The sequence below is a fragment of the Pseudaquabacterium pictum genome, assembly GCF_005403045.1.
In the GTDB taxonomy this organism is placed as follows: Bacteria; Pseudomonadota; Gammaproteobacteria; order Burkholderiales; family Burkholderiaceae_C; genus Pseudaquabacterium; species Pseudaquabacterium pictum.
This window is the reverse complement of record NZ_BJCL01000007.1, coordinates 103,899-127,463: the sequence shown is the minus strand read 5'-3', so window position 1 is coordinate 127,463 and position 23,565 is coordinate 103,899. Positions and strand designations below refer to the sequence as shown.

At 70.8% G+C, this 23,565-nt stretch carries 22 protein-coding genes; 7 read left to right on the top strand and 15 right to left on the bottom strand.

Annotated elements, in window-relative coordinates; all coding sequences use genetic code 11:
- Positions 1 to 41: 41 nt before the first annotated feature.
- The 3 genes from FFT10_RS14750 to FFT10_RS14740 all read right to left on the bottom strand — a co-directional run bounded on the left by FFT10_RS14750 (position 42) and on the right by FFT10_RS14740 (position 4,554).
- Positions 42 to 2,060, bottom strand: a complete 2,019-nt coding sequence (locus FFT10_RS14750) for a S9 family peptidase (RefSeq protein ID WP_137733611.1) — start codon at positions 2,058 to 2,060, stop codon at positions 42 to 44.
- A 90-nt stretch (positions 2,061 to 2,150) separates the two neighbouring features.
- Positions 2,151 to 2,981, bottom strand: coding sequence for an enoyl-CoA hydratase (locus tag FFT10_RS14745; protein WP_137733610.1), 831 nt, complete (start codon positions 2,979 to 2,981; stop codon positions 2,151 to 2,153).
- 13 nt (positions 2,982 to 2,994) lie between these two features.
- Positions 2,995 to 4,554 carry an acyl-CoA carboxylase subunit beta gene (locus tag FFT10_RS14740; protein WP_137733609.1) on the bottom strand — a complete coding sequence of 520 codons (1,560 nt, stop codon included), beginning with the start codon at positions 4,552 to 4,554 and terminating at the stop codon, positions 2,995 to 2,997.
- Positions 4,555 to 4,706: 152 nt separating this feature from the next.
- On the opposite strand from FFT10_RS14740, the gene FFT10_RS14735 reads away from it, so the two are divergent.
- On the top strand, positions 4,707 to 4,928 hold the full coding sequence (locus tag FFT10_RS14735) for an acyl-CoA carboxylase biotin carboxyl carrier protein subunit (RefSeq protein ID WP_137733608.1): 222 nt from the start codon (positions 4,707 to 4,709) through the stop codon (positions 4,926 to 4,928).
- A 5-nt stretch (positions 4,929 to 4,933) separates the two neighbouring features.
- On the opposite strand, the gene FFT10_RS14730 is transcribed toward FFT10_RS14735, so the two are convergent.
- Positions 4,934 to 6,121 carry a saccharopine dehydrogenase family protein gene (locus FFT10_RS14730; RefSeq protein ID WP_137733607.1) on the bottom strand — a complete coding sequence of 396 codons (1,188 nt, stop codon included), beginning with the start codon at positions 6,119 to 6,121 and terminating at the stop codon, positions 4,934 to 4,936.
- A 143-nt stretch (positions 6,122 to 6,264) separates the two neighbouring features.
- Here FFT10_RS14730 and FFT10_RS14725 point away from each other — a divergent pair, with 143 nt between their 5' ends.
- Together FFT10_RS14725 and FFT10_RS14720 are read left to right on the top strand one after the other, a co-directional pair.
- On the top strand, positions 6,265 to 7,740 hold the full coding sequence (locus FFT10_RS14725) for a class I adenylate-forming enzyme family protein (protein WP_137733606.1): 1,476 nt from the start codon (positions 6,265 to 6,267) through the stop codon (positions 7,738 to 7,740).
- Positions 7,741 to 7,762: 22 nt separating this feature from the next.
- Positions 7,763 to 8,590, top strand: coding sequence for an enoyl-CoA hydratase/isomerase family protein (locus FFT10_RS14720; RefSeq protein ID WP_137733605.1), 828 nt, complete (start codon positions 7,763 to 7,765; stop codon positions 8,588 to 8,590).
- 25 nt (positions 8,591 to 8,615) lie between these two features.
- Here the strand turns inward: FFT10_RS14720 and FFT10_RS14715 are convergent, their stop codons facing one another.
- The 5 genes from FFT10_RS14715 to FFT10_RS14695 form a co-directional block, all read right to left on the bottom strand.
- A complete protein-coding gene (locus FFT10_RS14715) occupies positions 8,616 to 9,389 on the bottom strand; it encodes a hypothetical protein (RefSeq protein ID WP_137733604.1) in 774 nt (257 codons plus the stop codon).
- A 130-nt stretch (positions 9,390 to 9,519) separates the two neighbouring features.
- Positions 9,520 to 11,073 carry a malonate--CoA ligase gene (locus FFT10_RS14710; RefSeq protein WP_137733603.1) on the bottom strand — a complete coding sequence of 518 codons (1,554 nt, stop codon included), beginning with the start codon at positions 11,071 to 11,073 and terminating at the stop codon, positions 9,520 to 9,522.
- A gap of 3 nt (positions 11,074 to 11,076) precedes the next feature.
- The gene (locus FFT10_RS14705) at positions 11,077 to 12,063 is read right to left on the bottom strand and encodes a Bug family tripartite tricarboxylate transporter substrate binding protein (RefSeq protein WP_137733602.1); all 987 of its coding nucleotides are present in this window, start codon (positions 12,061 to 12,063) and stop codon (positions 11,077 to 11,079) included.
- Between the two features lie 69 nt (positions 12,064 to 12,132).
- Positions 12,133 to 13,461, bottom strand: coding sequence for a malonyl-CoA decarboxylase domain-containing protein (locus tag FFT10_RS14700; RefSeq protein WP_137733601.1), 1,329 nt, complete (start codon positions 13,459 to 13,461; stop codon positions 12,133 to 12,135).
- Positions 13,454 to 14,134, bottom strand: coding sequence for a GntR family transcriptional regulator (locus tag FFT10_RS14695; RefSeq protein ID WP_137733600.1), 681 nt, complete (start codon positions 14,132 to 14,134; stop codon positions 13,454 to 13,456). Before FFT10_RS14695 ends, FFT10_RS14700 begins: the two co-directional genes overlap by 8 nt.
- A 165-nt stretch (positions 14,135 to 14,299) precedes the next feature.
- Here FFT10_RS14695 and FFT10_RS14690 point away from each other — a divergent pair, with 165 nt between their 5' ends.
- Positions 14,300 to 15,169, top strand: coding sequence for a CPBP family intramembrane glutamic endopeptidase (locus tag FFT10_RS14690; protein ID WP_137733599.1), 870 nt, complete (start codon positions 14,300 to 14,302; stop codon positions 15,167 to 15,169).
- Positions 15,170 to 15,172: 3 nt separating this feature from the next.
- Here the strand turns inward: FFT10_RS14690 and FFT10_RS14685 are convergent, their stop codons facing one another.
- Positions 15,173 to 16,318 (bottom strand): helix-turn-helix domain-containing protein, encoded by a 1,146-nt coding sequence (locus FFT10_RS14685; protein ID WP_162520805.1) that lies wholly within the window; start codon positions 16,316 to 16,318, stop codon positions 15,173 to 15,175.
- Positions 16,319 to 16,560: 242 nt separating this feature from the next.
- On the opposite strand from FFT10_RS14685, the gene FFT10_RS14680 reads away from it, so the two are divergent.
- The 3 genes from FFT10_RS14680 (at position 16,561) to FFT10_RS14670 (ending at position 19,554) form a co-directional block, all read left to right on the top strand.
- The gene (locus tag FFT10_RS14680; protein ID WP_137733597.1) at positions 16,561 to 18,231 is read left to right on the top strand and encodes a PQQ-dependent dehydrogenase, methanol/ethanol family; all 1,671 of its coding nucleotides are present in this window, start codon (positions 16,561 to 16,563) and stop codon (positions 18,229 to 18,231) included.
- A gap of 110 nt (positions 18,232 to 18,341) precedes the next feature.
- On the top strand, positions 18,342 to 18,635 hold the full coding sequence (locus FFT10_RS14675; RefSeq protein ID WP_162520804.1) for a c-type cytochrome: 294 nt from the start codon (positions 18,342 to 18,344) through the stop codon (positions 18,633 to 18,635).
- Entirely contained in the window at positions 18,619 to 19,554 is a 936-nt protein-coding gene (locus FFT10_RS14670; protein WP_137733595.1) for a substrate-binding periplasmic protein, read from the top strand. Before FFT10_RS14675 ends, FFT10_RS14670 begins: the two co-directional genes overlap by 17 nt.
- Positions 19,555 to 19,573: 19 nt before the next feature.
- On the opposite strand, the gene FFT10_RS14665 is transcribed toward FFT10_RS14670, so the two are convergent.
- From FFT10_RS14665 to FFT10_RS14645, 5 genes are all read right to left on the bottom strand, one after another.
- Positions 19,574 to 19,960: a prepilin-type N-terminal cleavage/methylation domain-containing protein gene (locus tag FFT10_RS14665; RefSeq protein WP_162520803.1), complete on the bottom strand. Its 387-nt coding sequence runs from the start codon at positions 19,958 to 19,960 to the stop codon at positions 19,574 to 19,576.
- 77 nt (positions 19,961 to 20,037) lie between these two features.
- On the bottom strand, positions 20,038 to 21,279 hold the full coding sequence (locus tag FFT10_RS14660; RefSeq protein ID WP_228027121.1) for an ROK family transcriptional regulator: 1,242 nt from the start codon (positions 21,277 to 21,279) through the stop codon (positions 20,038 to 20,040).
- Positions 21,260 to 21,715 carry an RbsD/FucU family protein gene (locus FFT10_RS14655; RefSeq protein ID WP_137733593.1) on the bottom strand — a complete coding sequence of 152 codons (456 nt, stop codon included), beginning with the start codon at positions 21,713 to 21,715 and terminating at the stop codon, positions 21,260 to 21,262. The genes FFT10_RS14660 and FFT10_RS14655 overlap by 20 nt, the downstream gene beginning before the upstream one ends.
- Before the next feature lie 7 nt (positions 21,716 to 21,722).
- Positions 21,723 to 22,511, bottom strand: a complete 789-nt coding sequence (locus tag FFT10_RS14650) for an ATP-binding cassette domain-containing protein (protein ID WP_137733592.1) — start codon at positions 22,509 to 22,511, stop codon at positions 21,723 to 21,725.
- A gap of 20 nt (positions 22,512 to 22,531) precedes the next feature.
- Positions 22,532 to 23,476: an ABC transporter permease gene (locus FFT10_RS14645; RefSeq protein WP_137733591.1), complete on the bottom strand. Its 945-nt coding sequence runs from the start codon at positions 23,474 to 23,476 to the stop codon at positions 22,532 to 22,534.
- Positions 23,477 to 23,565 lie beyond the last annotated feature (89 nt).

Below are 23,565 nucleotides of genomic sequence, written 5' to 3'. Positions count from 1 at the left end.
TCGGATGCTGCAGACCGGCGTCGCGCCCCCAACACGTGGGTTCAGCGCGTGTGCCGGGCCAGGAACGCTTCCACGCGGCGCCAGAAGTCGATCCGGTTCTTCTCGAGCATGAAGCCATGGCCTTCCCGCGGGTACAGGACCCATTCGACCTCCACCTTGCCGGCCGCCTTCAGGGCGTCGCGCATCTTCGTGCCGTGCGGCAGGGGCACCCGGTAGTCTTCCGCGCCGTAGGCCATCAGCACCGGCCGCACGATCTCGGCAGCCCGCTTCAGCGGCGATGTCGCGTCAAGCTGGTCCTTGTCCTTCACGGGATCGCCCACCAGCCGCGGCATGCCGTAGCGCTGCCAGATGGAGCCGGCATAGTCGCTCCAGCCCACGGTGTACATCAGCCCGATGTCGGTGACACCGACCCAGTTGATGCCGGCGCGGTAGAACTCGGGATCCTTGACCAGGCCCATCATGGCCGCATAGCCGCCATAGCTCGCGCCGGCAATCACCAGACGTTTCGGATCGGCCAGGCCCTGCGCCACGGCCCAGCGGGCCGCGTCGGTCACGTCGTCCTGCATCGCCAGGCCCCATTGCTTCCAACCCGCACGGAACAACCTGTCCCCGTAGCCGGTGCTGCCGCGGAACTCCGGCTCGATGACCAGATAGCCGCGCGAGGCGAGAAACTGCGCATCGGCCTCCCATTCCCATCGGGTGCCGCGCACATTGGGGCCGCCATGCACCAGCAGCACGGCAGGCCAGGGCCCCTGGCCCTGGGGTCGCGTGATGGAGACCGGCATCTCCAGCCCGTCCCGCGCGCGGATGCGCACCAGCTCCTGCACCGCCATCAGGCTGGCATCGATCCAGGGCCGCGAGGCACCGATCAGCGTCAGCGCGTCCCGGCCTTCCTTGCGCTTGTCGAACAGGAAATGCGCGACCGGTTGCCGGTCGGAGAACGCCGTCACGATGTAGCGCTGCTGCTGCTTGCAGGCCGTGTCGCACATCAGCACGTTGTTCGTGCCCGGCAGCAACTGGTCGATGCGGTCCTGCAGGCCGCGCATCTCGTCGTCCAGCCACGCCACGCCCGCGGCGTCGGTCACCACGCGTACGCCGATCAATCGGCGTGAGGGACGGTCAAACAGGAGCCCGCCCTCGACGTCGTAGCCCTTCAGCGCCAGAAACGGCTCGGCAGCCAGGGATTTCCGCTGGGCGTCCCAGTGGTAGAGCGCCGCCGTGCGCGCCTCGTCGCCGCGCTGGGCGGAGACGATCATCCGGCCATCGAAGTCGAAATCCACCGGCTGGAAGGCCGTGCGCGGTGGATCGATGCCATCGAACTCGAGCACCTGCGTCCAGGCGTCACCGTCGGCCTCCCGCACATGGACCCGGACACCCCCCTTCGCGTCGAAACTCGTCACTGCGCGCGGAACGCCCGCGCGGTCGAGCACCCAATCGCGGCCCAGTGGTGCTGGACCCCGGACCAGTTCGCGGGTTGCCTTCGTCGCCGTGTTCAGGCGCAACAGGGTGGTCGGGAGCGGGTTGCCGTCGAATCGCCAGATCTCGAAGCGCCGCACGATCACGTCGTCCGAGCCATCCTGCACGGTGCGCACGAATTCATGGTTCCAGCGCAGCGGACGGATCGCCAGATGGCCTTCGCTCTCGAAGCCGCGGCCGCGGCCGACCAGGAACACGAAGTCGCTCCCGTCCGCATTGACGGCATACAGACCCTCGAAGAGCTGCTCGCCGGTTGGCGCCTGGAAATCGATCAGCGACATGATCAGCCGACGGTCGTTGACCCAGTGGACCGTCAGGATGTCGGCATCGCTGAACTTGGCGATGCCGACCCGCTTGCCAGGCGTCGCGACATCGGCCACGGCCAGCGCGTTGCGTCCGTCCGGGCCGGGCACCAGCATCGCGATGCGGCTGCCGTCGGGTGACAGCTTGACCTGGTCCAGCGCGGGACGCTTGAAGAAATCCGCCACCGGCACATCCGCAGGGCGCCGCTGGGCCGCTGCAGTGGCACAGACCAGCCCCGCGATGCCAAACGCGAGCAACAGGCGGCCGATCAAGCTGCGCATCCGTGTTCCTTTCCCCTTGGACACTGGTTGTCGCAACCAGTGTATCGGCGCCGCCGTGCAGCGCAGGGGATCTCGGACCTGGCGGAGGGTCTAGCGCCCGGTGAACGCAGCCGGCCGCTTCTCCACGAAGTGGGCCACGCCTTCCTTGAAGTCTTCACTGCCGAAGCTGGCCAGCATCTCCTGGTTGCCGACCTCGATGGCCTGGCGCATGCTCAGTTGATCCACCGCCCAGAGCTGGCGCTTGATCACCGCCATCGAGCGTGGCGACACGTTGTCGGCCAGGTCGAGCGCGTAGGCGCGGGTGGCCGCCATCAGCTGGTCGGGCGGCAGCACCCGGTCGACCACGCCCAGGCGCAGCGCCTCGTCGGCGTCGAACTTGCGGGCCGAGACCAGCAGGTCCAGCGCCTTGCTCAGCCCCACCAGGCGCGGCAGCGTGTGGCTGATGCCGTGCTCGGCGATCAGCCCGCGGCGGGCGAAGGCGGTGGTGAACTTGGCGCCGGCTGCGGCAAAGCGCTGGTCGCAGTACAGCGCGTACACCAGGCCCAGGCCGGCGCAGGCGCCGTTGATGGCCGCGATGATCGGCTTGGGCACGGCCGGGAAGTAGCTGTGCACCGTCTGGTAGTCGGGGCTGCTGGCGGGGTCGAACGGCTGCGGCAGAGCCTTCGGGTTCTCGGCCGCCAACGTGGCGCCGCCGCTGGCGGTGCCGGCGGCCAGGTTGTCCATGTCGGCGCCGGCGCAGAAGCCGCGGCCCGCGCCGGTGAGGATGATCACCCGCACGCCGGGGTCGTCGGTGGCGCGGCGCATCGCGGCGCGCAGCTGCTCGCCCAGGCTGGCGGTGTAGGCGTTCAGCCGGTCGGGCCGGTTCAGCGTGACGGTGGCGATGCGCTGCGAAACGTCGTACAGGATGTCGGTGTCGGCCATGGTGCGGGCTCCTTCAGGGGCGCATTGCAAAGCTGGTCTTGCCCGGCGTGCGCAGCGGCTCGGCCAGGTGCATGAAGTCGACCAGCTGCTTGCGCGTCTGGCGCGGATCGATGATCTCCTCGACCCAGAACTTCTCGGCACTGCGGAACGGCGAGCGCAGCGCGTTCAGCCGGGCCTCGATCTTCAGCAGCTCGGCCTTGGGGTCGTCGGCGGCCTCGATGTCGGCGCGGTAGGCGGCCTCGATGCCGCCTTCCAGCGGCAGGCTGCCCCAGTAGGCCGACAGCCAGGCATAGCGCAGGCTCAGCCGGTTGAACGGCTTGTGCGCGGCACCGGCCACGCCGAAGGCATTGCGGATGATCACCGTGCACCACGGCACCGTGGTCTGGCTCTGGGCCGCCATGGCGCGCACGCCCATGCGGATGGTGGCTGTGCGTTCGGCCTCCTGCCCGATCATGAAGCCGGGGCAGTCCATCAGGTAGACGATGGGCAGGTGGAAGGTCTCGGCCAGGTCGATGTAGCGGATCACCTTCTGGCAGGTGTCGGCGCTCCAGGCGCCGCCGTAGTGGTATGGGTCGCTGGCCAGCAGCAGCAGCGGATGGCCGTCGATGCGGGCCAGGCCGGCGATGATGCTGCGGCCGAAGTTGGCGCCCATCTCGAAGAAGCTGCCCTGGTCGACCACGCTCTGGATGATCGGCCGCATCTTGTAGACGCTGCGGCGGTTGCGCGGCACGGCCTTCATCAGGCTCTCGTCGGCGCGCGCGGGGTCGTCGGTGGGGGCCAGCACCGGCGGCAAGCCGTGCACCGACGACGGCAGGTAGGACAGGAAGCGCCGTGCCTGGGCGAAGGCGTCTTCCTCGGTCTCGGCCATGTTGTCGATGGCGCCGGCCTTGGTCTGGATGTCGGCGCCGCCCAGTTCCTGCTTGGTCAGTGTCTGGCCCAGGCGGGCCACCAGCGGCGGGCCGGCGACGAACATCGCCGAATCGCGTGTCATCACCGAGAAGTGACTGGACGCCAGCCGCGCCGCGCCCAGCCCGGCCACCGAGCCCAGGCCCAGGCCCACCACCGGCACCTGGGCCAGGTTGGCGGTCATCATGTAGAAGCCGCGTGAGCTTTCGCCGATGCCGCCGGGCAGGTTGCTGGCGCCCTTGGTCTCGATGGTCTTGACCGAGCCGCCGCCGCCCGAGCCTTCGATGATGCGGATGATGGGCAGGCGGAAGTCGGCGGCCATGTCCTCGGCCATCAGCGGCTTGGCAGCGATGGACGCATCGGCCGAACCGCCGCGCACGGTGAAGTCGTCGCCCACCACCACCACCGGCTTGCCGTCGATGCGGCCGCGGCCGAACACGCAGTTGGCCGGTGTCACGTCCTGGACCGACCCGTCGGGGTTGTACGTGCCGATGCCGGAGAGCGCGCCCACTTCGTGGAAGCTGTCCTTGTCCAGCAGGCCGGTGATGCGCTCGCGCACCGTGAGGCGGCCGGCGTCGTGCTGGCGCTTGACCTTGTCGGCTCCGCCCATCTGGTGGGCCATGGCGGTGCGCCTGGCCAGTTCGTCGAGTTCGGGGGTCCAGGTCATGCGGTGGCCTCTGCGGTGGAGTCCCCTGCAGCGTGCGCCTGTTGGTGGCGGCCGGCTGTCGCCCACTTTGCAGTGCTTTCCCGGGGCGGGCCGCCGGGCCGGCTGGCGTACCGTGGCGCCCTGTCTGACCCCTTCCTGCAGGACACCCGCGCATGGCCATCCACCGCATCGAATCCCAAGTGACCGGTACCGTCTGGAAGGTCGAGCGCCAGGCAGGCGCCAGCCTCGCCGAAGGCGACACCATCCTGATCATCGAGTCGATGAAGATGGAGATCCCGCTGGATGCGCCCGCCGGCGGCACGCTGCGCGAGCTGCTGGTCGGCGAGGGCGATCCGGTCAGCGAAGGCCAGGTGCTGGCGGTCGTCGCCAGCTGACCGCTTCAGGGGGCTTCGACGGCGAAGCGCAGGCCGGCATGCGCCTGCAGCCGGTCGATCAGCCGCTGGCCCATGGCAGCCGCCGGGGTCCAGATGCCACCCGGCGTGCTGGTGGCGTCCTGCAGCAGGCACATCGCCGACTCGGCGATCATCTTCGAGGTGCTGCCGTAGCCCGGGTCGCGGTCGCCCTGCACACCCACCCGCAGGGTCTCGCCGTTGCGGCCGGTGCCGAGGAACAGCACATCGTAGAAGCCGGCCTCGCGCTCGGCGCGCGACGGGCCTTCGCCCGGCTTGGGGCCGTCGTCGCTGGCCAGGCTCTTGTCGGCGGCCACCGCCTCGGCGATGGCCTGGCCTTTCTCGCCCGGGCCGGTGACCAGCATCTCGTCGTAGACGAAGTCGGCTCCCCAGGCCTGCTGGAGCAGGAAGTTGCTGCGGTGCACATTGCGGGTGTTGATCGCCGCCATCACGAACGGCGCCACCCAGGTGTCGGTGCCAGTTCCATCGCTGAGGGCCTCATCGACCATCGGCTTGTTCCCCGACGGCTGCTTCGGTCCCTCGAAGCCCGGCGTCAGCGCAAACGGGTTGCGCAGCAGGTCCAGCACGCCCGGCTGGGTGGCGGCCGCGGCCATCGTGGCCTTCAGGCTGGCGGCGGTGCCGCCGGAGAAGGTGCCCTTCATCTTGCGCACCCGGCCGCGCACCCGCGGTGCCGGCGCGCCGAAGCGCTGCACCATCTGGTCCTGCAGCATCAGCACGCCCAGGTCGAACGGGATGGAATCGAAACCGCAGCTGAAGACGATGCGCGCGCCGCTGGCCTGGGCCGCGGCATGGTGGGCGTCGATCATCTGGCGCATCCAGGCCGGCTCGCCGCACAGGTCGACATAGTCGACGCCGTGTACTGCGCAGGCCTGCACCAGGGCGCTGCCGTACAGCTGGTACGGGCCCACGGTGGTCAGCACCAGGCGGGTGCGGGCCATCAGCGCGGCCAGGCTGGCAGGGTCGGCGCTGTCGGTCACCACCAGCGGCGTGCTGGCGGGCGCGCCCACTTCATCGCGCACGGCGGCCAGCTTCTCGATGCTGCGCCCGCCCATGGCCCAGCGCAGGCCGGTGTCGCCGCGGGTCAGCAGGTACTCGATGACCAGCCGGCCGGTGAAGCCGGTGGCGCCGTGCACGACGATGTCGAATTCCTTGGGCATGGGCGCACCTGTTCCGTGTGGGTGTGGAGGAGCGCGGATTCTCGCCGCGCCGCGCTGCAGCGGTGCAACCGGGGCCTGGGCGTTTCCGTCAATGGCGTTGCAGCGGCCTGGCGCTGAAGATCACCCGCTTGCCAGGAGACACCATGTCCGATCGCTTGGGTGCCGCGCTGCTGCAGGCCTGCCGCCAGTTCAGCGGTGCCGTGGCGCTGCAGGCGCCGGCGGCGCAGGTCAGCTACCGCGCCCTGGCCGACCAGGCCAGCGCCGCGGCAGCGCAACTGCGCGCCGCCGGCCTGCAAGCCGACGAGCCGGTGCTGGTGATGGTGTCCAACCAGCCGGGCGACGTCGCAGCGCTGCTGGCGGTGTGGCTGGCCGGTGGCGTGGTGGTGGCGGTGCACCGCAGCACGCCCCAAGCGCTGCTGACCGCGCTGCAGCAGCGCACCGGCGCGCGCCTGGGGCTCGACTGGCCCGATGCCAGCGCCGCCCCTGCGCTGCAACGCTGGGCCGCCACCCCGCCGCGGCCGCGCCCGCTGCTGGACAGCGCCGCCTTCATCATCTTCACCTCGGGCTCCACCGGCCAGCCCAAGGGCGTGGTCCTCACCCATGCGGCCTTCGGCGGCAAGCTGCAGCAGATCGACGGCCTGCTGCAGTTCCAGCCCACCGACCGCACGCTGCTGGTGCTGAACCTGAGCTTCGGCTTCGGCCTGTGGGTGGCCCTGCTGACGCTGCTGCGCGGCGGCACGCTGGTGATGGCGGCCAGCTTCGATGCCGCCGGCTTCCTGGCCACCTTGGCCCGCGAGCGCATCACCCAGGTGGGCCTGGTGCCCACGATGATGCGCATGGTGCTGACCGATCCGTCGCTGGCGCCGGCCATCGCTCGGGTGGTGCAGCAGGGCAGCCTGCGGCAGATGCTGATCGGCGGCGAGCTGCTGGGCCTGTCGCTGGCCGCCACGCTGCGCCAGCAGTTCAGCGGCACCCAGCTGATCGACATCTACGGCCTGACCGAGACGTCCACCTGCGATTTCTTCGCCTTCCCGGCCGATGCAGCCCAACGCCCCGGCTGCATCGGCCGGCCGTCACCGCAGGTGCAGCACCGCATCGCCGATGCCGCCGGCGCACCGGTGGCACCGGGCGCCGTGGGCGAGCTGCAGCTGCGCAGCCCGTTCCTGCTGGCCGGCTACCTGGATGCACCGGATCTCACCGCCGCCGCCTTCCAGGACGGCTGGTTCCGCACCGGAGACCTGGCGCGCCAGCATGCCGATGGCCTGGTCGAGCTGATGGGTCGCCAGAAGGAGCTGATCAGCCGCGGCGGCCACAAGCTGACGCCGGTGGAAGTGGAGCAGGCGCTCAGCGCCCACCCCGACGTTGCCGCCGCCATGGTGACCGGCGTGGCCGACGCGGTCCTGGGCGAGCGCATCCATGTGCTGGTGGTGCCGCGCAGCGGCACGGCGCTGACCGTGGCCGCACTGCGCCAGCACCTGGCCGGCCGGCTGGAGAAGTTCAAGCACCCCGATGCCTGGCATGTGGCCGACGCGCTGCCGCTGGGCCGCACCGGCAAGGCCGACCGTGGCGCGCTGGGCGCGCTGATCGCCGCCGGCCAGACCCGGCCGCTGGACCCCTGACATCCCCCACCCAGGACATGCGATGAGCTTCCAATCCATCACCTACAGCGTGGCCGACCATGTCGCCCAGCTCACCCTGAACCGGCCCGAGCGGCTGAACGCGCTGCATGCCGGCGCGCTGCACGAGATCAACGCCGCGATGGACCAGGCCGAGGCCGATGCCGACGTGCGGGTGATCGTGGTCAGCGGTGCCGGCCGGGCGTTTTCATCCGGCTTCGACCTGAAGGCCCAGATGGCGCAGAAGCCCGAGGGCGATGCGGTGTGGCGCGCCATCCTCGACCTGGACTTCGACACCACGATGCGGTTCTGGAACAGCCCCAAGCCCACCATCGCCGCGGTGCATGGCGCCTGCCTGGCGGGCGCGTTCGAGCTGGCCATGGCCTGCGACATCACCATCGCCGACGAGGACGCCACCTTCGGCGAGCCCGAGCTGAAGTTCGGCGCCGGCATCGTGACGCTGCTGCTGCCCTGGATGACCAGCCCCAAGCAGGCCAAGCGCATCATCCTGTCGGCCGACGACCGCATCCCCGCGCGCGAGGCGCTGGCCATGGGCCTGGTGAGCCGGGTGGTGGCGCCCGGCACCCACCTGACCGAGGCGCTGCGCACCGCGCGTGGCATGGCGCTGATGGACCCGAACCTGGTGGCGCAGACCAAGAAGGCGCTGAACCGCACCTACGACATCCAGGGCATGCCCACCGCGCTGCGCATGGCGCTGGACATCGACCACACCATCGAGAGCCATGGCTCACCCGACAAGCGCGCCTTCATGGACATCGCGCGGGAACGCGGCATGCGCGAGGCCATCGCCTGGCGCGATGCGCGCTTCGCCAAGGCGCAAGGCGGCGGCTGAGCGGCCGCCCCTGCCAGCGGCCCGGCTAGTGCATGCGGGGCAGGCCGTTCCAGCGCGGCTGGCGCTGGGCGCCGCGGCGGCGGCGCAGATGGGCCAGGGCCAGCAGGCCGGCCAGCCACAGCGCCACGGCGGGCGGCTCCGGCACGGCCGTCACGCTGCCCAGCGGCAGGCTGGCATAGCGGATGGTGCCGCCGGCCACCAGGTACTCGCCCACGCCGTCGCCGTACAGCGTGATCTGCTGGAACTGGCCGCTGGTGTCGATCGCACCGATGAAATTGGTGGCCTGGCCGTAACGCGCCATGCCCGGGTTGTCGCTGGCGCTGCGCGCGGTGGCCACCTGCCGGACGGCGCCGCCGTCGAAGGCGATGAAGAGGCTGGACGCGAAGCAGCAGGTGCCCCAGTCGCCCACCTCGATGCCGAAGGCGTTGACCGGCTGCTTGAACTGGAAAGACAGCCCCGCACCGACCGCCGGTGTGGACGGCACGATGGCCACCGCCTCGCCCGACAGCGCGCCCGCATGGCCGGAGGCGCGCAGCTGGTTGTAGTCGTCGTCGACCAGGCGCGGACGGCCATCACCGGCGCGGATGGTGAAGTCGGGCAGCATGAACTGGCGGGCGCCGTCCTCCAGCAGCCGCAGCGGCTGCAGCTGCAGCACCGCGCCCGCATCGGCCACCACCGCGTCAAAGCGCGCCGTGCCGTGGGGAATGTCGTCGTTGTAGACCGTCGGGTCAGCGGCCAGGCTGCCGGTGGCGGCCAGCCAGGCCAGGGCGGCCAGGGCCAGTCTCTGGGCGGGGTGCATCGGGGGTCTCCGGCGGTGTCGTGCGCGGCGCGCAAACCCGCCGGCGATGCCCGCCAGCTTAGGAGCGGGGCCCGCCTGGCAAGCCCCGGATCAGATGCCCTCCGGCCGCGCAAATGTGCGGCCGGCGCGCTCAGCCGAAGAGGGCCCGGTGCTGCTCCCGCAGCAGGTTCTTCTGCACCTTGCCCATGGCATTGCGCGGCAGGTCGGCCACCACGAACAGGTGCTTGGGCACCTTGAAGTTGGCGATGCTGGCCTTGAGCTGGCCGATCATCGCCGCCGGGTCCAGCGTGGCGCCCGGGTGGGCCACCACCACGGCCACCACGCCTTCGCCGAAGTCGGGGTGCGGCACGCCGATCACCGCCGACTCGGCCACGCCGGGCATGTCGTTGAGGAAGCCCTCGATCTCGGCGGGGTAGATGTTGTAGCCGCCGCTGATGATCAGGTCCTTGCTGCGGCCGACGATGGTGACGTAGCGGTCTGCCTCCACCTTGCCGACATCGCCGGTCTTGAACCACTTCTGGCCCTGTTCATCGACGGTGAACTCCTCGGCCGTCTTCTCCGGCATGCGCCAGTAGCCGGCGAACACGTTGGGGCCCTGCACCTGGATGTGGCCGATGGTGCCGGTGGGGCAGGGCGTGCCGGCATCGTCGATCACCCGCAGCTGCACGCCGGGCAGGGCCGGGCCCACGGTGCCGCGGCGGCGCGGGCCGTCGGCCGCACGGCAGGGGTTGCTGGTCAGCATCACCGTCTCGCTCATGCCGTAGCGTTCCAGCAGCACATGGCCGGTGCGCTCGGTCCAGCTGTCGAAGGTTTCCACCAGCAGCGGCGCCGAGCCGCTGATGAACAGCCGCATCGTCTGCACCGCCTCGCGCGTCAGCGTGGGCTCGGCCAGCATGCGCACATACAGCGTGGGCACGCCCATCATCACCGTGGCGCCGGCCATGCGGGCGATGGTGGCCTTGGGGTCGAACTTGCCGAACCACACCATCTTGCTGCCGTTGAGCAGCGCGCCATGGCTGGCGACGAACAGGCCGTGCACATGGAAGATCGGCAGCGCGTGGATCAGCACGTCGCCAGGCTGCCAGTCCCAGTAGGCCTTCAGCGTCAGCGCGTTTTCAGCCAAGTTGCCATGGCTGAGCATCGCACCCTTGCTGCGCCCGGTGGTGCCGCTGGTGTAGAGGATGGCGGCCAGGTCGTCGGCGGTGCGCACCGCCGGCGTGTGCTGGTCGGGCTGGGCCGCGGCGCGTTCCAGCAGCGTGCCATCCCGTGCCTCGCCCAGGGTGAACACATGGCCGGTGCCGGCGGAAAACGCGATGCGGCTGACCCAGGCGAAGTTCTTCGGCGAGCACACCACCACCGCCGGCTCGGCATTGCCGATGAAGTAGCCGATCTCGGCGGCCTGGTAGGCGGTGTTCAGTGGCAGGAACACGTGGCCCGCCCGCAGCACCGCCAGGTAGAGCATCAGCGCCTCGACGCTCTTCTCGGTCTGCACCGCCACCCGGCTGCCGGCGGGCAGGCCCAGGCTCTGCAGCAGGTTGGCCAGCATGGCCGTGCCGCGGTCCAGGTCGGCCCAGCTGTAGTGGGCGCCGGCGTGGGGGCCGTCGGCCACCTCGACGGCGGTGGCCGTCAGATCGGCCGGGAAGGCCGCGCGCAGCGCGACGAAGAGGTTGGCGTTCGCGGTCATCGCTCAGTCCAGCTTGGCTCCAGAGCCCTTGACGACATCGGCCCAGCGCTTGATCTCGCTGCCGACGAAGCGGCCGAAGTCCGGCCCCCACAGGTTGGGCGGGTTGGCGCCCAGGCCGGCCCAGGCGGTCTTCAGCTCGTCGCTGCCCAGCGCCTTCTTCAGCTCGGCGGTCATCGCGTCGACAGCGGCTTGCGGCGTGCCCTTGGGCGCCCACAGGCCGTACCAGGTGGCCACCTGGTACGTCGGCACGCCGCCCTCGGTGCTGGTGGGCACGTCGGGGAAGCCGGGCGCGCGGGTGGGCGAAGCCACCGCCAGCGCCTTGATGCGGCCGTTCTTGATGTGCGCGGCCGACGAGCCCAGGCCGTCGAACATCAGGTCCACCTGGCCGGCGATCAGGTCCTGCAGGGCCGGGCCGGCGCCGCGGTAGGGGATGTGGGTGATGAAGGTCTTGGTCTGCAGCTTGAACAGCTCGCCGGCCAGGTGGTGGCTGGTGCCGTTGCCGGCCGAGCCGTAGTTGAGCTTGGCGGGGTTCTTGCGCAGGAATTCCAGCAAGCCCTTCAGGTCGGTGGTCGGCACGCGCTGCGGGTTCACCACGATGACCTGCGGCACGCTGCTGACCAGGCCCACCGGGATGAAGTCGTTCTCGATGTTGTAGTCGAGCTTGGGGTACATCGACGGCGCGATGGCATGGTGCACCGCGCCCATGAAGAAGGTGTAGCCGTCGGGTGCCGCGCGGGCGGCCAGGCCGGCGCCCAGCGTGCCGCCGGCACCGCCCTTGTTGTCGATGATGAACTGCTTGCCGCTGGCCTTGGCCATGGCGGCGAACAGCGGCCGGGCAAAGGCATCGGTGCCGCCACCGGCGGGGAAGGGCACGATGATGTTGACCGGCTTGGTGGGCCAGGCCTGGGCGGTGGCGGCCTGCCAGGGGGCAGCCAGGGCCAGGGCAGCGGCGGCCAGGCAGGCGCGGCGTGCGGTGCGTGCGTTCTTCATGGTGTCTCCTGTCATGGTGCGGGCTCTGGCGCCCGCTGTTCTTCGCGTGATGCGGTCTCTCGCAACGTCTCAGAGCAGGGTCGACAGGGCGCGGGAATGTACCACCCGGCCCTGCACGAATTTGTCGTGGCAATGTTCGATGCGCGCCAGGTCGTAGAGGTAGTTCACCATCAGCCCGGCCGACTGCTTCAGGCCCTTGGGCGCCAGGTTGGCCTGGGCGTTCAGCCGCTCCAGCCGGGCGCCGTTGTCGAGGTGGAAGCGGGCCACCGGGTCACCGCCCGGCTGCGGGCTGCGGTGCACCAGGTACAGCGCGGCCAGGCGCCACAGCGCATGGTGGGCGTCCGACGGCAGCGCCGCCAGGCTGGCCTGCTGCGCCAGGCCCTGCAGCTCATGGCCGGCGGCCTCGCGCAGCACGGCCAGCGCATGCACCGCACGCTCGGTGGCCGCCGCCGGCAGGCCGGCCAGCGCGCCGCCCACCTGGGCCGCGTCCTGGCCCGGGCTGCACAGCTTCTGCAGCCAGCCCATCAGTCCGGGGATGGGCGACAGGGTGCAGAAGGTGCGCAGCTGCGGCAGCTCGCGCTTCAGTTGCTCGGCCACCCGCTTGATCAGGAAGTTGCCCATCGACACGCCGCGCAGCCCGGGCTGGCAGTTGCTGATGGAATAGAACACCGCCACCTTGAACTGCTCGGGTGGCAGCGGCGTGCTCTTCTTGTCGATCAGCGGCGCGATGGCGCCGGCCATCTCGGGCAGCAGCGCCACCTCCACGAAGATCAGCGGCTCATCCGGCAGCTGCGGATGGAAGAAGGCGAAGCAGCGGCGGTCGGGCTGCAGGCGGCGGCGCAGGTCGTCCCAGCCGTCGATCTCATGCACCGCCTCGTGGCGGATGATCTGCTCCAGCAGCTGCGCGGGCGAGTTCCAGTCGACCTTGCGCATCTGCAGGAAGCCGGGGTTGAACCAGCTGCCCAGCAGGTGCAGCATGTCGTGCTCCACGCCGGCCAGCGCCGGGTGGCGCGGCAGCCGCTCCAGCAGCGCCCGGCGCAGCCGCACGATGGCGGCGGTGCCGCCGGGGGCGCGGTTGAGGCGGCGGAACAGCTCCTGCCGCGGCGGCTCGGCCGCCTGGGTCAGCGCCACCAGGTGGGCGCTGTGGGCCGGTGCCTTGGCATAGGCCAGCGCAGCGGCCAGCACCTGCTGCGGATCGGGCGAGAAGTCGCGCGCCAGCGCGTCGAAGAAACGGGTGCGCGGCTCGTCGGCCAGCGCATCGATCTGCTGCACGATGCCGGCGGCGATGCCCGGGCCGTTGGCCTCGCCGCGCTCGGACAGCAGGCGGCGGCAATCCAGCAGCAGCGGGCGCAGCAGGCGGTCGGACGGGCTGCGGGGGAGGGTGGCGGTTCTAGGCATGTTGGCGCGCCTGTTCCAGGGCCTGCAGCGCCTTCAGGGCGACGAGCTGGGCCATCAGGTGGTCGTGCATCGCGCGGCTGGCGCGGTCGGCGTCGCGCTGCTGCATCGCGTCCATCAGCACCCGGTGCTCGTTCAGCGAGGCGGCGATGCGCCCGGGCAGCTGCAGCTGGCGGCCCCGCCACAGCCGCATGAAGCGGCGCAGGTCGCCGGTGGCGCGGTCGAGCCAGCGGTTGGCGGCGATCGCCTGCACCAGTGAATGGAAGTCGTGGTTGACGCGGTAGTAGCCGTCGGCATCGGCCGCGGCGGCGGCGCGTTCCAGCTTGTCGTGCAGGGACTGCAGCTGGGCCAGGTCGTCGATGCTGGCACGGCGGGTGGCCTCCAGCGCGCAGCGGCCTTCCAGCATCGCCATCACCGGGAACAGCTGCTCGGCGTCGGCGTCGGTCAGCGCCACCACCCGGGCACCGCGGCGCGGCACCAGCTCCACCAGGCCCTCGGCGGCCAGCACCTTCAGCGCTTCGCGCAGGGGTGTGCGGCTGATCTGCCAGCGTGCGGCCAGCGCCAGTTCGTCGATGAACAGGCCGGGGGGCAGTTCATGCTGGAACACCAGCTCACGCAGCCGGGCGGCCACGCCGTCGTGCAGGCTGGTGCCGTGCAGGGGGATGGGATCAGACATGCCGTCACGATAATCCTGTAATTACAAAATGACAAGAGGTGGCAAACCCGCGTGTGGCTGCTGTCTTGCCGGGCGCCGTGGCGCCGTATCCTGGTGTCCGCGCCATGGCGCCGCAGGCCGCGTCCCTGCATGATTGGACCCACCACCGAGAAGGACCGTGCACCGATGACGACCCTGCCCGACACCCACCTCGGCCCCTTGCGCCGCATCCTCGCATCACCGCCGGCGCGCATCCTGCTGCTGGGCTTCCTGCTGCTGCTGCTGATGGGCCTGAACGGCGACGTGATGACCAGCTACGCCGCCGAGCCGGTCAAGGCGGTGCAGCACACCATCGCACTGGCCATCGCCGGCTTCGCGGTCTATGTCGGCCATGCGCACTTCATCCAGCGCCGGTCGGCCGCTGAGCTGTCCACCCAGGGCATGGCGCGCGAGTTCGGCATCGGCCTGCTGGTCGGCGCGGGCCTGTACACCGCCTGCGAGCTGATCCTGATGGCCCTGGGCATCTTCCGCATCACCGGGCTGAATCCATGGAGCTACCTGGTCCCGGCGGTGGCGATGGCGATCAGCTCCAGCGTCTTCGAGGAACTGCTGTTCCGCGGCGTGCTGTTCGGCGCGGTGGAGACCTGGTTCGGCAGCTGGGCGGCACTGGTCGTGTCGTCGCTGGTGTTCGGGCTGTCGCACCTGATGAACCCGCAGGGCACGCTCGAAGGTGCGATGTTCATCGCCGTCGAGGCCGGCATCCTGCTGGCCGGCGCCTACATGCTGACGCGCCGGCTGTGGCTGAGCATCGGCTTCCACATGGCGTGGAACTACACCCAGTCGGCGATCTTCTCGGGCATCGTCTCCGGCAACGACGCCGCACCCGGCCTGGTCCGGTCCACCGTCCAGGGCCCCGACCTGCTGACCGGCGGCCAGTTCGGGGTCGAGTCGTCGGTGCTGGCGCTGGTGCTGTGCACCACCACCGGCATCGCGCTGGTGGTCATGGCGGCGCGCCGCGGCAGGATCGTGCCGCCGGTCTGGAAGCGCCCGCGCTGAGGTTCAACCGGCCGGGCCGGCGGCCTCCTGCCGGCGCCGGTAGATGGTGTTGCGGCTGATGCCCAGGGCCTTGGCCGTGGCCGAGACATTGCCGCCCATGGCCGCCAGCGTGCGCTCGATGGCCTGGCATTCCAGCGTGCGCAGGCTGGCCGGGGCTTCCGCCGCTGTGGTGGCGGCCGGCATGGCGCTGCCGCTGTCGGCCTGCAGCAGCTGGCGCAGGCCCTCACGGGCATCCTCGCCTTCGAAGCGGGCCATCACCTGCAGGCCCACATGCGTCTGCATTTCCACCAGGTCGGCGCGCTGGCGGCTGGGCTGGGCGAAGAGGCCGTGCAGCCGGCGGTCGAACAGCGCGCAGAAGGCCTGGCCCAGCAGCGCGCTGCGGGGTGTGCACAGCAGCCGTGCGGCCATGCGGTTGGCGCCGGTCACGGTGCCTGCGGCATCCACCTGCAGCAGGCCTTCCATCGGCGTGCCCAGCAGTTCGGCGCGCGGATGGAAGTGCACCAGCAGCCGGTCGGGACCGGGCTGGAACAGGCTGTTCTCGATGGCCGCCGCCGCGTCCATGACCAGCGAGAACACATCGAAGCCGGGCACCTGGTCGTAGCTGGTGATGTCCAGCGCGCCCAGGCGGCGACCATCGGGCCCGTCGATCGGCGCGGCCACGCAGAAGAACGGCCGCACGTTGTCGAAGAAGTGCGCATCGCGGCCCACCAGGTAGGGCACGCCCTCGGCCAGGCTGATCGCCGGGGCACTGGTGCCCACGCAGCGCTCGGCCAGGTTGACACCCTTGCGGGTGGCCTGCAGCAGCGGTGCCGGCGCGGCAGCCTCATGGCACAGGCGGTCGATCACCACGCCGCGGGCGTTGAACATCAGCACCGCGCTGCCGGTGCCGCGCAGCGCCTGGGCCAGGCGCTCGGTCTCGGGCCGGGCTGACCGCACCAGCGCGCCATGCTCGTCGTCCAGCGTGGCCAGCAGCGTGCGCGACACCAGCTCGAAGCTGATGCGCTCATGCTCGCGCATGCCGGCGTCGCGGCAGCGCTGCCAGGAGCGCAGCAGCGGCGCCTCGTCGTCGCGCGGCTGGATCCAGGGGCTGATGCGGTAGTGGCCGCGCACGGTCTGCAGCCGGGCTTGCAATTCGGAGGTGCTGGTCATCGGCGGTCCTGTGGCGTCGGCAGACGGCGGCCTGCGGTGTTGCACCGTGCAACACCACCACGCCAGCCGGGCCTGCAATGCACGCCGCCTGCACTGTAGGCAGGCACTGTGGGCCCCACGCACTAGGGAAAGCCCGGGACGCATGGACATCAGCGCTGCAAACACCCACCATGCGATGCCGGGAAAGATTCCCGACGGCCGTGGCAGTTGCACGGACCATCCACCTCGAGGAGACAGTGCCCATGAACATCACCCGATGGCTGGCCGCCGGTGCGGCCCTGGCATCCCTGACCGCACCCCCGGTGCTGGCGCAATCCGCTGCCGCGCTGAAGGCCGACGCCAGCACGCCCGGCGATGTGCTGACCTACGGCATGGGCTACAACAACCAGCGCTACAGCCCGCTCAAGCAGATCAACGCCGGCAACGCCGCCAAGCTGCAGCCCGCCTGGAGCTACAGCCTGAACAATCCGCAGGGCCAGGAAAGCCAGCCCATCATCCATGAGGGGGTGATGTACGTCACCACCTTCAACAGCACCGTGGCGCTCGACCCGCTCACCGGCAAGCAGCTGTGGAAGCAGGAGATCGAGCTGCCGCAGGACGTGTTCAAGTACGCCTGCTGCGGCATCCTGAACCGCGGCGCGGCCATCTACGACGGCAAGCTGTTCCGCGTGACGCTGGATGCCCACGTCATGGCGATGGACCCCAAGACCGGCAAGACGCTGTGGAAGATGAAGGCCGCCAACTACCAGGACGGCCATGCGATGACCAGTGCGCCGCTGATCGCCAACGGCGTGGTGATCACCGGCATCGCCGGCGGCGAGTACGGCACCCGCGGCTTCATCGACGGCTGGGATCCGGCCACCGGCAAGCACCTGTGGAAGTTCTACACCACGGCCGCCCCGGGCGAGAAGGGTGGCGACACCTGGCCCGGCGACACCCACAGCAAGGGCGGCGCGCCCACCTGGCTGACCGGTGCCTACGACCCCGACCTCGATCTGGTGTACTGGGGCACCGGCAATGCCGGTCCCTGGAACCCCACGGTGCGCATGGGCGACAACCTGTACGTGTGCTCGGTGGTGGCCATCCGGCCGAAGACCGGCGAGTTGGTCTGGCACTACCAGTTCAGCCCGAACGACCCGTACGACTACGACGCCACCGAGGTGGGCATGCTGGTCGACATCAAGATCGACGGCAAGCCGCGCAAGGTGCTGGCGCAGGCCAACCGCAACGGCTTCTTCTACGTGCTCGACCGCGCCAACGGCAAGCTGCTGGCCGCCAACCCCTACGTGAAGGTGAACTGGGCCGACAAGATCGACATGGCCACCGGCCGGCCGGTGGAGAGCCAGGTCACCAAGAACATCCGTGCTGGTGGCGACGAGATGGTCTGGCCGTCGGTGCTGGGCGGCAAGAACTGGACGCCGATGTCCTGGAACCCGGCCACCGGCCTGGCCTATGCCAACACGCTGAACATCGCCTGGCCGTACCAGCTGGCCAAGCCCGAGTACAAGCGCGGCGAGTGGTACCTGGGCATCAACTTCCGCGGCGTGATGATGCCCAAGGACCAGCCCCACGGCTACCTGAGCGCCATCGACCCGATGACCGGCAAGAGCAAGTGGCAGATGGCCTGGCCCGGCCAGCCGAGCATGGCCGGCACCTTGTCCACCGCGGGCAACCTGGTGTTCACCGGCGCGGCCACCGGCGAGTTCATGGCCGTCGACGCCACCAGCGGCAAGAAGCTCTATGAGTTCAATGTCGGCACCGGCATCATCGGCCTGCCGGTGACCTGGGAGCACAAGGGCAAGCAGTACGTCACCATCACCGCCGGTGCCGGCGGCGTGTGGGCCCTGCTGGGTGACGAGCGCATGGCCGCCACGCCTGCGGGTGGCTCGGTCTGGACCTTCGCCTTGAAATGATCCCCCCCCGAAGCGCCTGCGGCGCTCCCCCCCAGGGGGGCGCCGCCAGCGGCCCGGCAAAGCCGGTTCCGCGACGGCCGCTTGGTTCGGCCGTTGTCCTGCTGGCGATCTTGCCGCTGTCCACCCTGGCGCAAGCCACGGGTGGGCGGTTCGAGGCCGCGCAGATCGAGGCCGGGCGGGAGCAGTTCCACCGCACCTGTTCGCAGTGCCACGGCCGCAACATGGTCAATGCCGGCACCACGGTGTATGACCTGCGCAAGTTCCCGACCGACCAGGCGGAGCGCTTCCATCAAAGCGTGGTCCAGGGCAAGGGCAACATGCCCTCGTTCAAGGATGCGCTGACGCCGGAGCAACTGGCCGTGCTGTGGGCCTACGTGGGTAGCCGCGGTGGCAAGGAGAACTAGCCGCGCGCTGGCCTGGGTCGCAGCCCTGGCCGGTGGCGCCGCGCTGGCCCAGCCCGCGCCGCTGGCGGTGTGCGTGGCCGCCGACAACCCGCCGCTGTCGCACCTGGTGGCCGGCCAGCCGCGCGGGCTGGACGTGCGCATCGCCCAGGCCGCGGCCGATGCCCTGGGCCGCCCGCTGAAGCTGGTGCCCTTCGAGACGTCCTACGAGAAGGAGAGCACGCTCACCCACGAGGTGGCGGCGCTGCTCGCGGCGGGCGTCTGCGACGCGGTCAGCGGCTTCCCGCTGGTGACCGGCGAGTTCGGCCCGCCCACCCGCCCCAGCGCGCGCACGCCCGACTACCCTGGCGCCAAGCGCCGGCGTGACCGGCCCTACATCCCCCTGCAGGCCATGGCGCCCAGCCGTGGCTACATCGGCACCGCGCTGGGCGTGGTGCTGCCGGCCGGCGCACCGCCGCTGGCCAGCCTGAACGATCTGGGCAGCCGCAAGATCGGCGTGGTGGCCGGCACGCTGGGTGGCGCGGTGGCGATGGGCTGGAAGTTCGGCACGCTGCGCAGCCGCGTGGTGACGCTGAACCAGCGCGAGAACCCGCTGGACGAGCTGGCCGCGCCGCCCGCCGGCACGGCGCCGCGCTTCGACGCGGTGATGGCGCCGCTGGCGCTGTTCGACGGCTGGCGGGTGCAGCATCCCGGTGTCCGGCTCGAGGCCGCCGTCTGGCGACGTCCGCTGGGCATGAACCTGGGCTTCGTCACGCTGGCCTCCGACGCCACCGTGCGCCCGGCGCTGGACGCGGTGATCAGCCGCGCCCGCGACGACGGCACGCTGGCCCGCTGGGCCGCCGAGGAAGGCGTGACCTGGACGCCGCCCGAGTTGCCCGACGTCGGCCGCGGCCCCAGCCTGCTGCAGCTGATGAACGACTGAGCGCTGGCTGGTTGACCGGTCAGCCGCCGGTGGCCGCGCCGTGGAAGGCGGCACGGGCGCCATCCTGCAGGCGCTGCAGCGTGCACTGGCTGCCATGCGCCGCCAAGGGCTGCGGCAGCACGGCATAGCCGGTCGGGATCTCGCCCATCCACAGCGTGGCCACGTCGGTGCAGTCACGCACCGGCTGGCACTTGCCGTCCACGGCCTGCTGGCTGGTCACCAGGCAGCCGGCCTGGTTCAACGCCATGGCCGAGCTGGCGGCCGCAGCCAGGGTGGCCAGCGTGGTGTCGGCCGCGCGCGACTGCAGGTCGGCCAGGGCGGGCAGGGCTGCCGCCGAGGCGGTGCCGACCAGGCTGATGACGGCCAGCTGTTCGATCAGGGTGAAGCCGCGGGGCAGGGGGCGCATGGGCAGGCTCGGTCGGGCGGACATCTACCGAGTCTGGCGTGTGTCGCCGGCGCTGCCCATCCCTGGGCTGGGCGGTGTCAGTCGACCGCGATCTTCAGGAACAGGTCGCGGTCGGGCGAGAAGTTGGCATGCAGCGGCAGCAGCGCGCCGCCCAGGGCACGGGCATCGGAGCCGATGGTGCCGGGCAGCAGCGCCGGGCGGGTCACGCCCTCCCAGCTGTAGCCGTCCAGCGCCTGCTGCAGCGTGGCCACCAGGGCGGCCTGCAGCGGCCGGCTGAACGAGCCGTCGACGATCACGCTCTCCAGGTCGAGCAGGCAGGCGGCGCTGTTGACGGCCAGCGCCACCGCAGCGGCGGCCTCGGCCAGCCAGGCCTGGGTGTGCGGCAGCCAGCCGGACTGCAGGGCCCGGTCGTCGGCCACCGCGGCGGCATCCAGCCCATGGGCGCGATAGCGGGCCTCCAGGTTGGCCAGCGAGGCCACGCTCAGCAGCTGGGCTGGCGCGGCGCCTGCGCTGCCCGCCAGGCCCATCGGCAGCGAGCCGATGGCGCCGGCATTGCCATGCAGGCCGGCGCGCAGGTGGCTGTCGAGCACCAGGCCGCCGCCGATGAAGGTGTCGACGAAGACATACAGGAAGCTCTGCACGCTGCGGCCGCGGCCGGCCACCAGCTCGGCCACGCAGGCGGCGGCGGTGTCCTTGATCAGCGACACCGGCAGCTCGGTGCGGGCAGCCACCTCGGCGCGCAGGTTCACCTGCGGCCAGCGGGCGGCCACGGCGGGCGGCATGTCCAGCAGCGTCTGCCAGCCGCCCAGGCTGAACGGCGCGGCGATGCCCACACCCTGCACCCGGGCGAGGGCATCGGCGCTGAGCTGCGTGGTGATCCCGGCCAGGCGGGCGGTGATCTCGGCCAGCAGCTGGTCAGGGTCGGGGTAGCGGTAGTCCAGCGTCCAGCGCTGGCGCACCGCGCCGGTGAAGTCGACCAGCAGCACGTCCATGCTGCGGCGGCCCACCTTGATGCCGATGGCCAGCGCGCCGTCGGGGTTCAGCCGCAGCGGCACCGAGGGCTGGCCCACCTTGCCGCGCTGCGGTGCGCCGCGCAGCAGCAGGCCGTCGGCCTCCAGCCGCTTGGTGATCAGGCTGACGGTCTGCGCGGTGAGCTGGGTGACGCGGGCGATCTCGGCGCCGGGCAGCGCGCCATGCAGGCGGATGGCCTGCAGCACCACCCGCTCGTTGTACTGGCGCAGCCCGCCCTGGCTGGAGCCGCGGGGCTTCAGGCGCAGTGCGTCGGCGGCGGCCAGCAGGTCAGGGTTGGAGCGGTTCACCCAGCACGCCCTTCTTCAGGATCACATTGGCCCAGGGCTGCAGCTCGCCGGTGTGCACGATGGCGAAGGCGGCTTTCACGCGGTCGTAGAAGGCGAAGCGCTCCATCGCCAGCCATTGTGCGGGCGTGGCATGGCCGGCCGCTTCCAGCGCGGCCATCAGCGTGCGCTGCTGCGCACTGCGGTAGCCGGCCGGCGTGCCGCCCACCTGCATGCAGGCCACGGGCTGGTCGACCATGGCGTCCAGCGGCAGCAGGCTCAGCACCGCCTCGCAGGCGCGCTGCACGCCCACGCCGGCCAGCGGGACGACCGGCTTGCCACGGCCCAGGCTGGCGGCGGTGAAGTTGGCGTCGGCAATCACCAGTTCGTCGCCGTGGCCCATCTCGGCCAGCACCTTCAGCAGATCCGGCGTGAGCAGCGGGTCGATGCCCTTCAGCATGCCGGCCTCATGCCAGACAGTCCGCGGGGATCTGCTCGGGCGGCATCGCCCCGGTCATCACCGCCACGGTGTCGCTCATGCTGATCTTCTTCGGGTTCAGCACCGCGGCGCGCTTGCCGAGCCGGGCCACGTGGATGCGGTCGGCGATCTCGAAGACATGCGGCATGTTGTGGCTGATCAGGATCACCGGCAGGCCCTTGTCGCGCACCCGGCGGATCAGCTCCAGCACCATGTTGCCCTCCTTCACGCCCAGCGCGGCGGTGGGCTCGTCGAGGATCACCACATGCTCGGCAAAGGCGGCGGCGCGGGCCACGGCCACGCACTGGCGCTGGCCGCCCGACAGCGTCTCTACCGCCTGGGTCATCGAGCGGATGCCCACCTTCAGATCGGCCATGCGGGCCATCGCCGTCTCCAGCATGGCCTTCTTGTCCATCATCCGCAGCACGCTGCCCAGGATGCCCGGGCGGCGCAGCTCGCGGCCCATGAACAGGTTCTCGGTGATCGTCATCGCCGGGGCCACCGCCAGATCCTGGTAGCAGCATTCGATGCCGGCGCGGCGGGCGTCCATCGGGCTGGCGAAGCGGATCGGCCGGCCGTCCAGCAGGATCTCGCCGGCATCGGGGATGGTGGCGCCCGACAGTGCCTTGATCAGGCTGCTCTTGCCGGCGCCGTTGTCGCCGATCACCGCCAGGATCTCGCCGGCGCGCAGCTCGAAGTCGGCACCGTCCAGCGCGGTGACCTGGCCGTAGCGCTTGACCAGGCCGGTGGCCTGCAGCACGAGTTTGGGTTGGCTCATGGTGTGTGCTCCTGCCGGGTTCAGCGGGCGCCCTTGCGGGACAGTTGATCGACGGCCACCGCCGCGATCACGAGGATGCCGGTGATCAGCACCTGGTAGACCGAGGCCACGCCCATCAGCGTGAGGCCATTGCGCAGCACGCCGACGACGATGGCGCCGATCAGCGTGCCCAGGATCACGCCGCGGCCACCGAACAGGCTGGTGCCGCCCAGCACCACGGCGGTGATGGCGTCCAGGTTCTCGGTCTGGCCGGCGTTGGGGTCACCCACGCCGGTGCGGGCCACGCTGAGCAGGCTGGCCAGGCCGTAGAACACGCCGGCCAGCACGTAGACGCCCAGCAGCACCCGGTCGGTGGGGATGCCGACGAGGCGTGTCGCCTCGGGGTTGTTGCCCACCATGTAGACATGGCGGCCGGCGGCCGTCTCGCGCAGCCAGAACCAGGTGCCCAGGTACAGCAGCACCATCAGCACCGCGCCGAAGCCGACCTCGGTGCCGCCGATCGAGAAGGTGTTGCCCAGCCAGGTCATCAGCGGCGGCACGTCGGTCACCGTCTGCGCGTTGGAGTACAGCTGGGTGATCGCGAAGGCGATGTTCAGCGTGCCCAGGGTGACGATGAACGGCGGCAGCTTCACCCGTGTGACCAGCAGCCCGTTGACCAGACCGAACAGCGCGGTGACACCCACGCCGCACAGGATGGCCAGCGGCGCCGGCAGGCCCATCTCCACCGCGAGCTTGGTCATCACGATGCTGCCGAGTGCCATCACCATGCCGCAGGACAGGTCGATGCCTGCGGTCAGCACGATCAGCGTCTGGCCGATCGCGATCACGCCCACCACCATCACCTGCTGCAGGATCAGGCTCAGGTTGGCGCCGGTCAGGAAGCGGTCGCTCTGCGTGGCGAAGAAGGCGCAGGCGATGACCAGCGCGATGAACGGCCCGAGCTGGCCGATCGGTGGGAGTTTCATGGGGCGTCCTGGCTGGAGTGAGTGAACCGCGGCGGTGCGCAGCACCCCGCTGGCGCGCACCGCGCGCCTGTCAAGCGGACCCCGTGGAA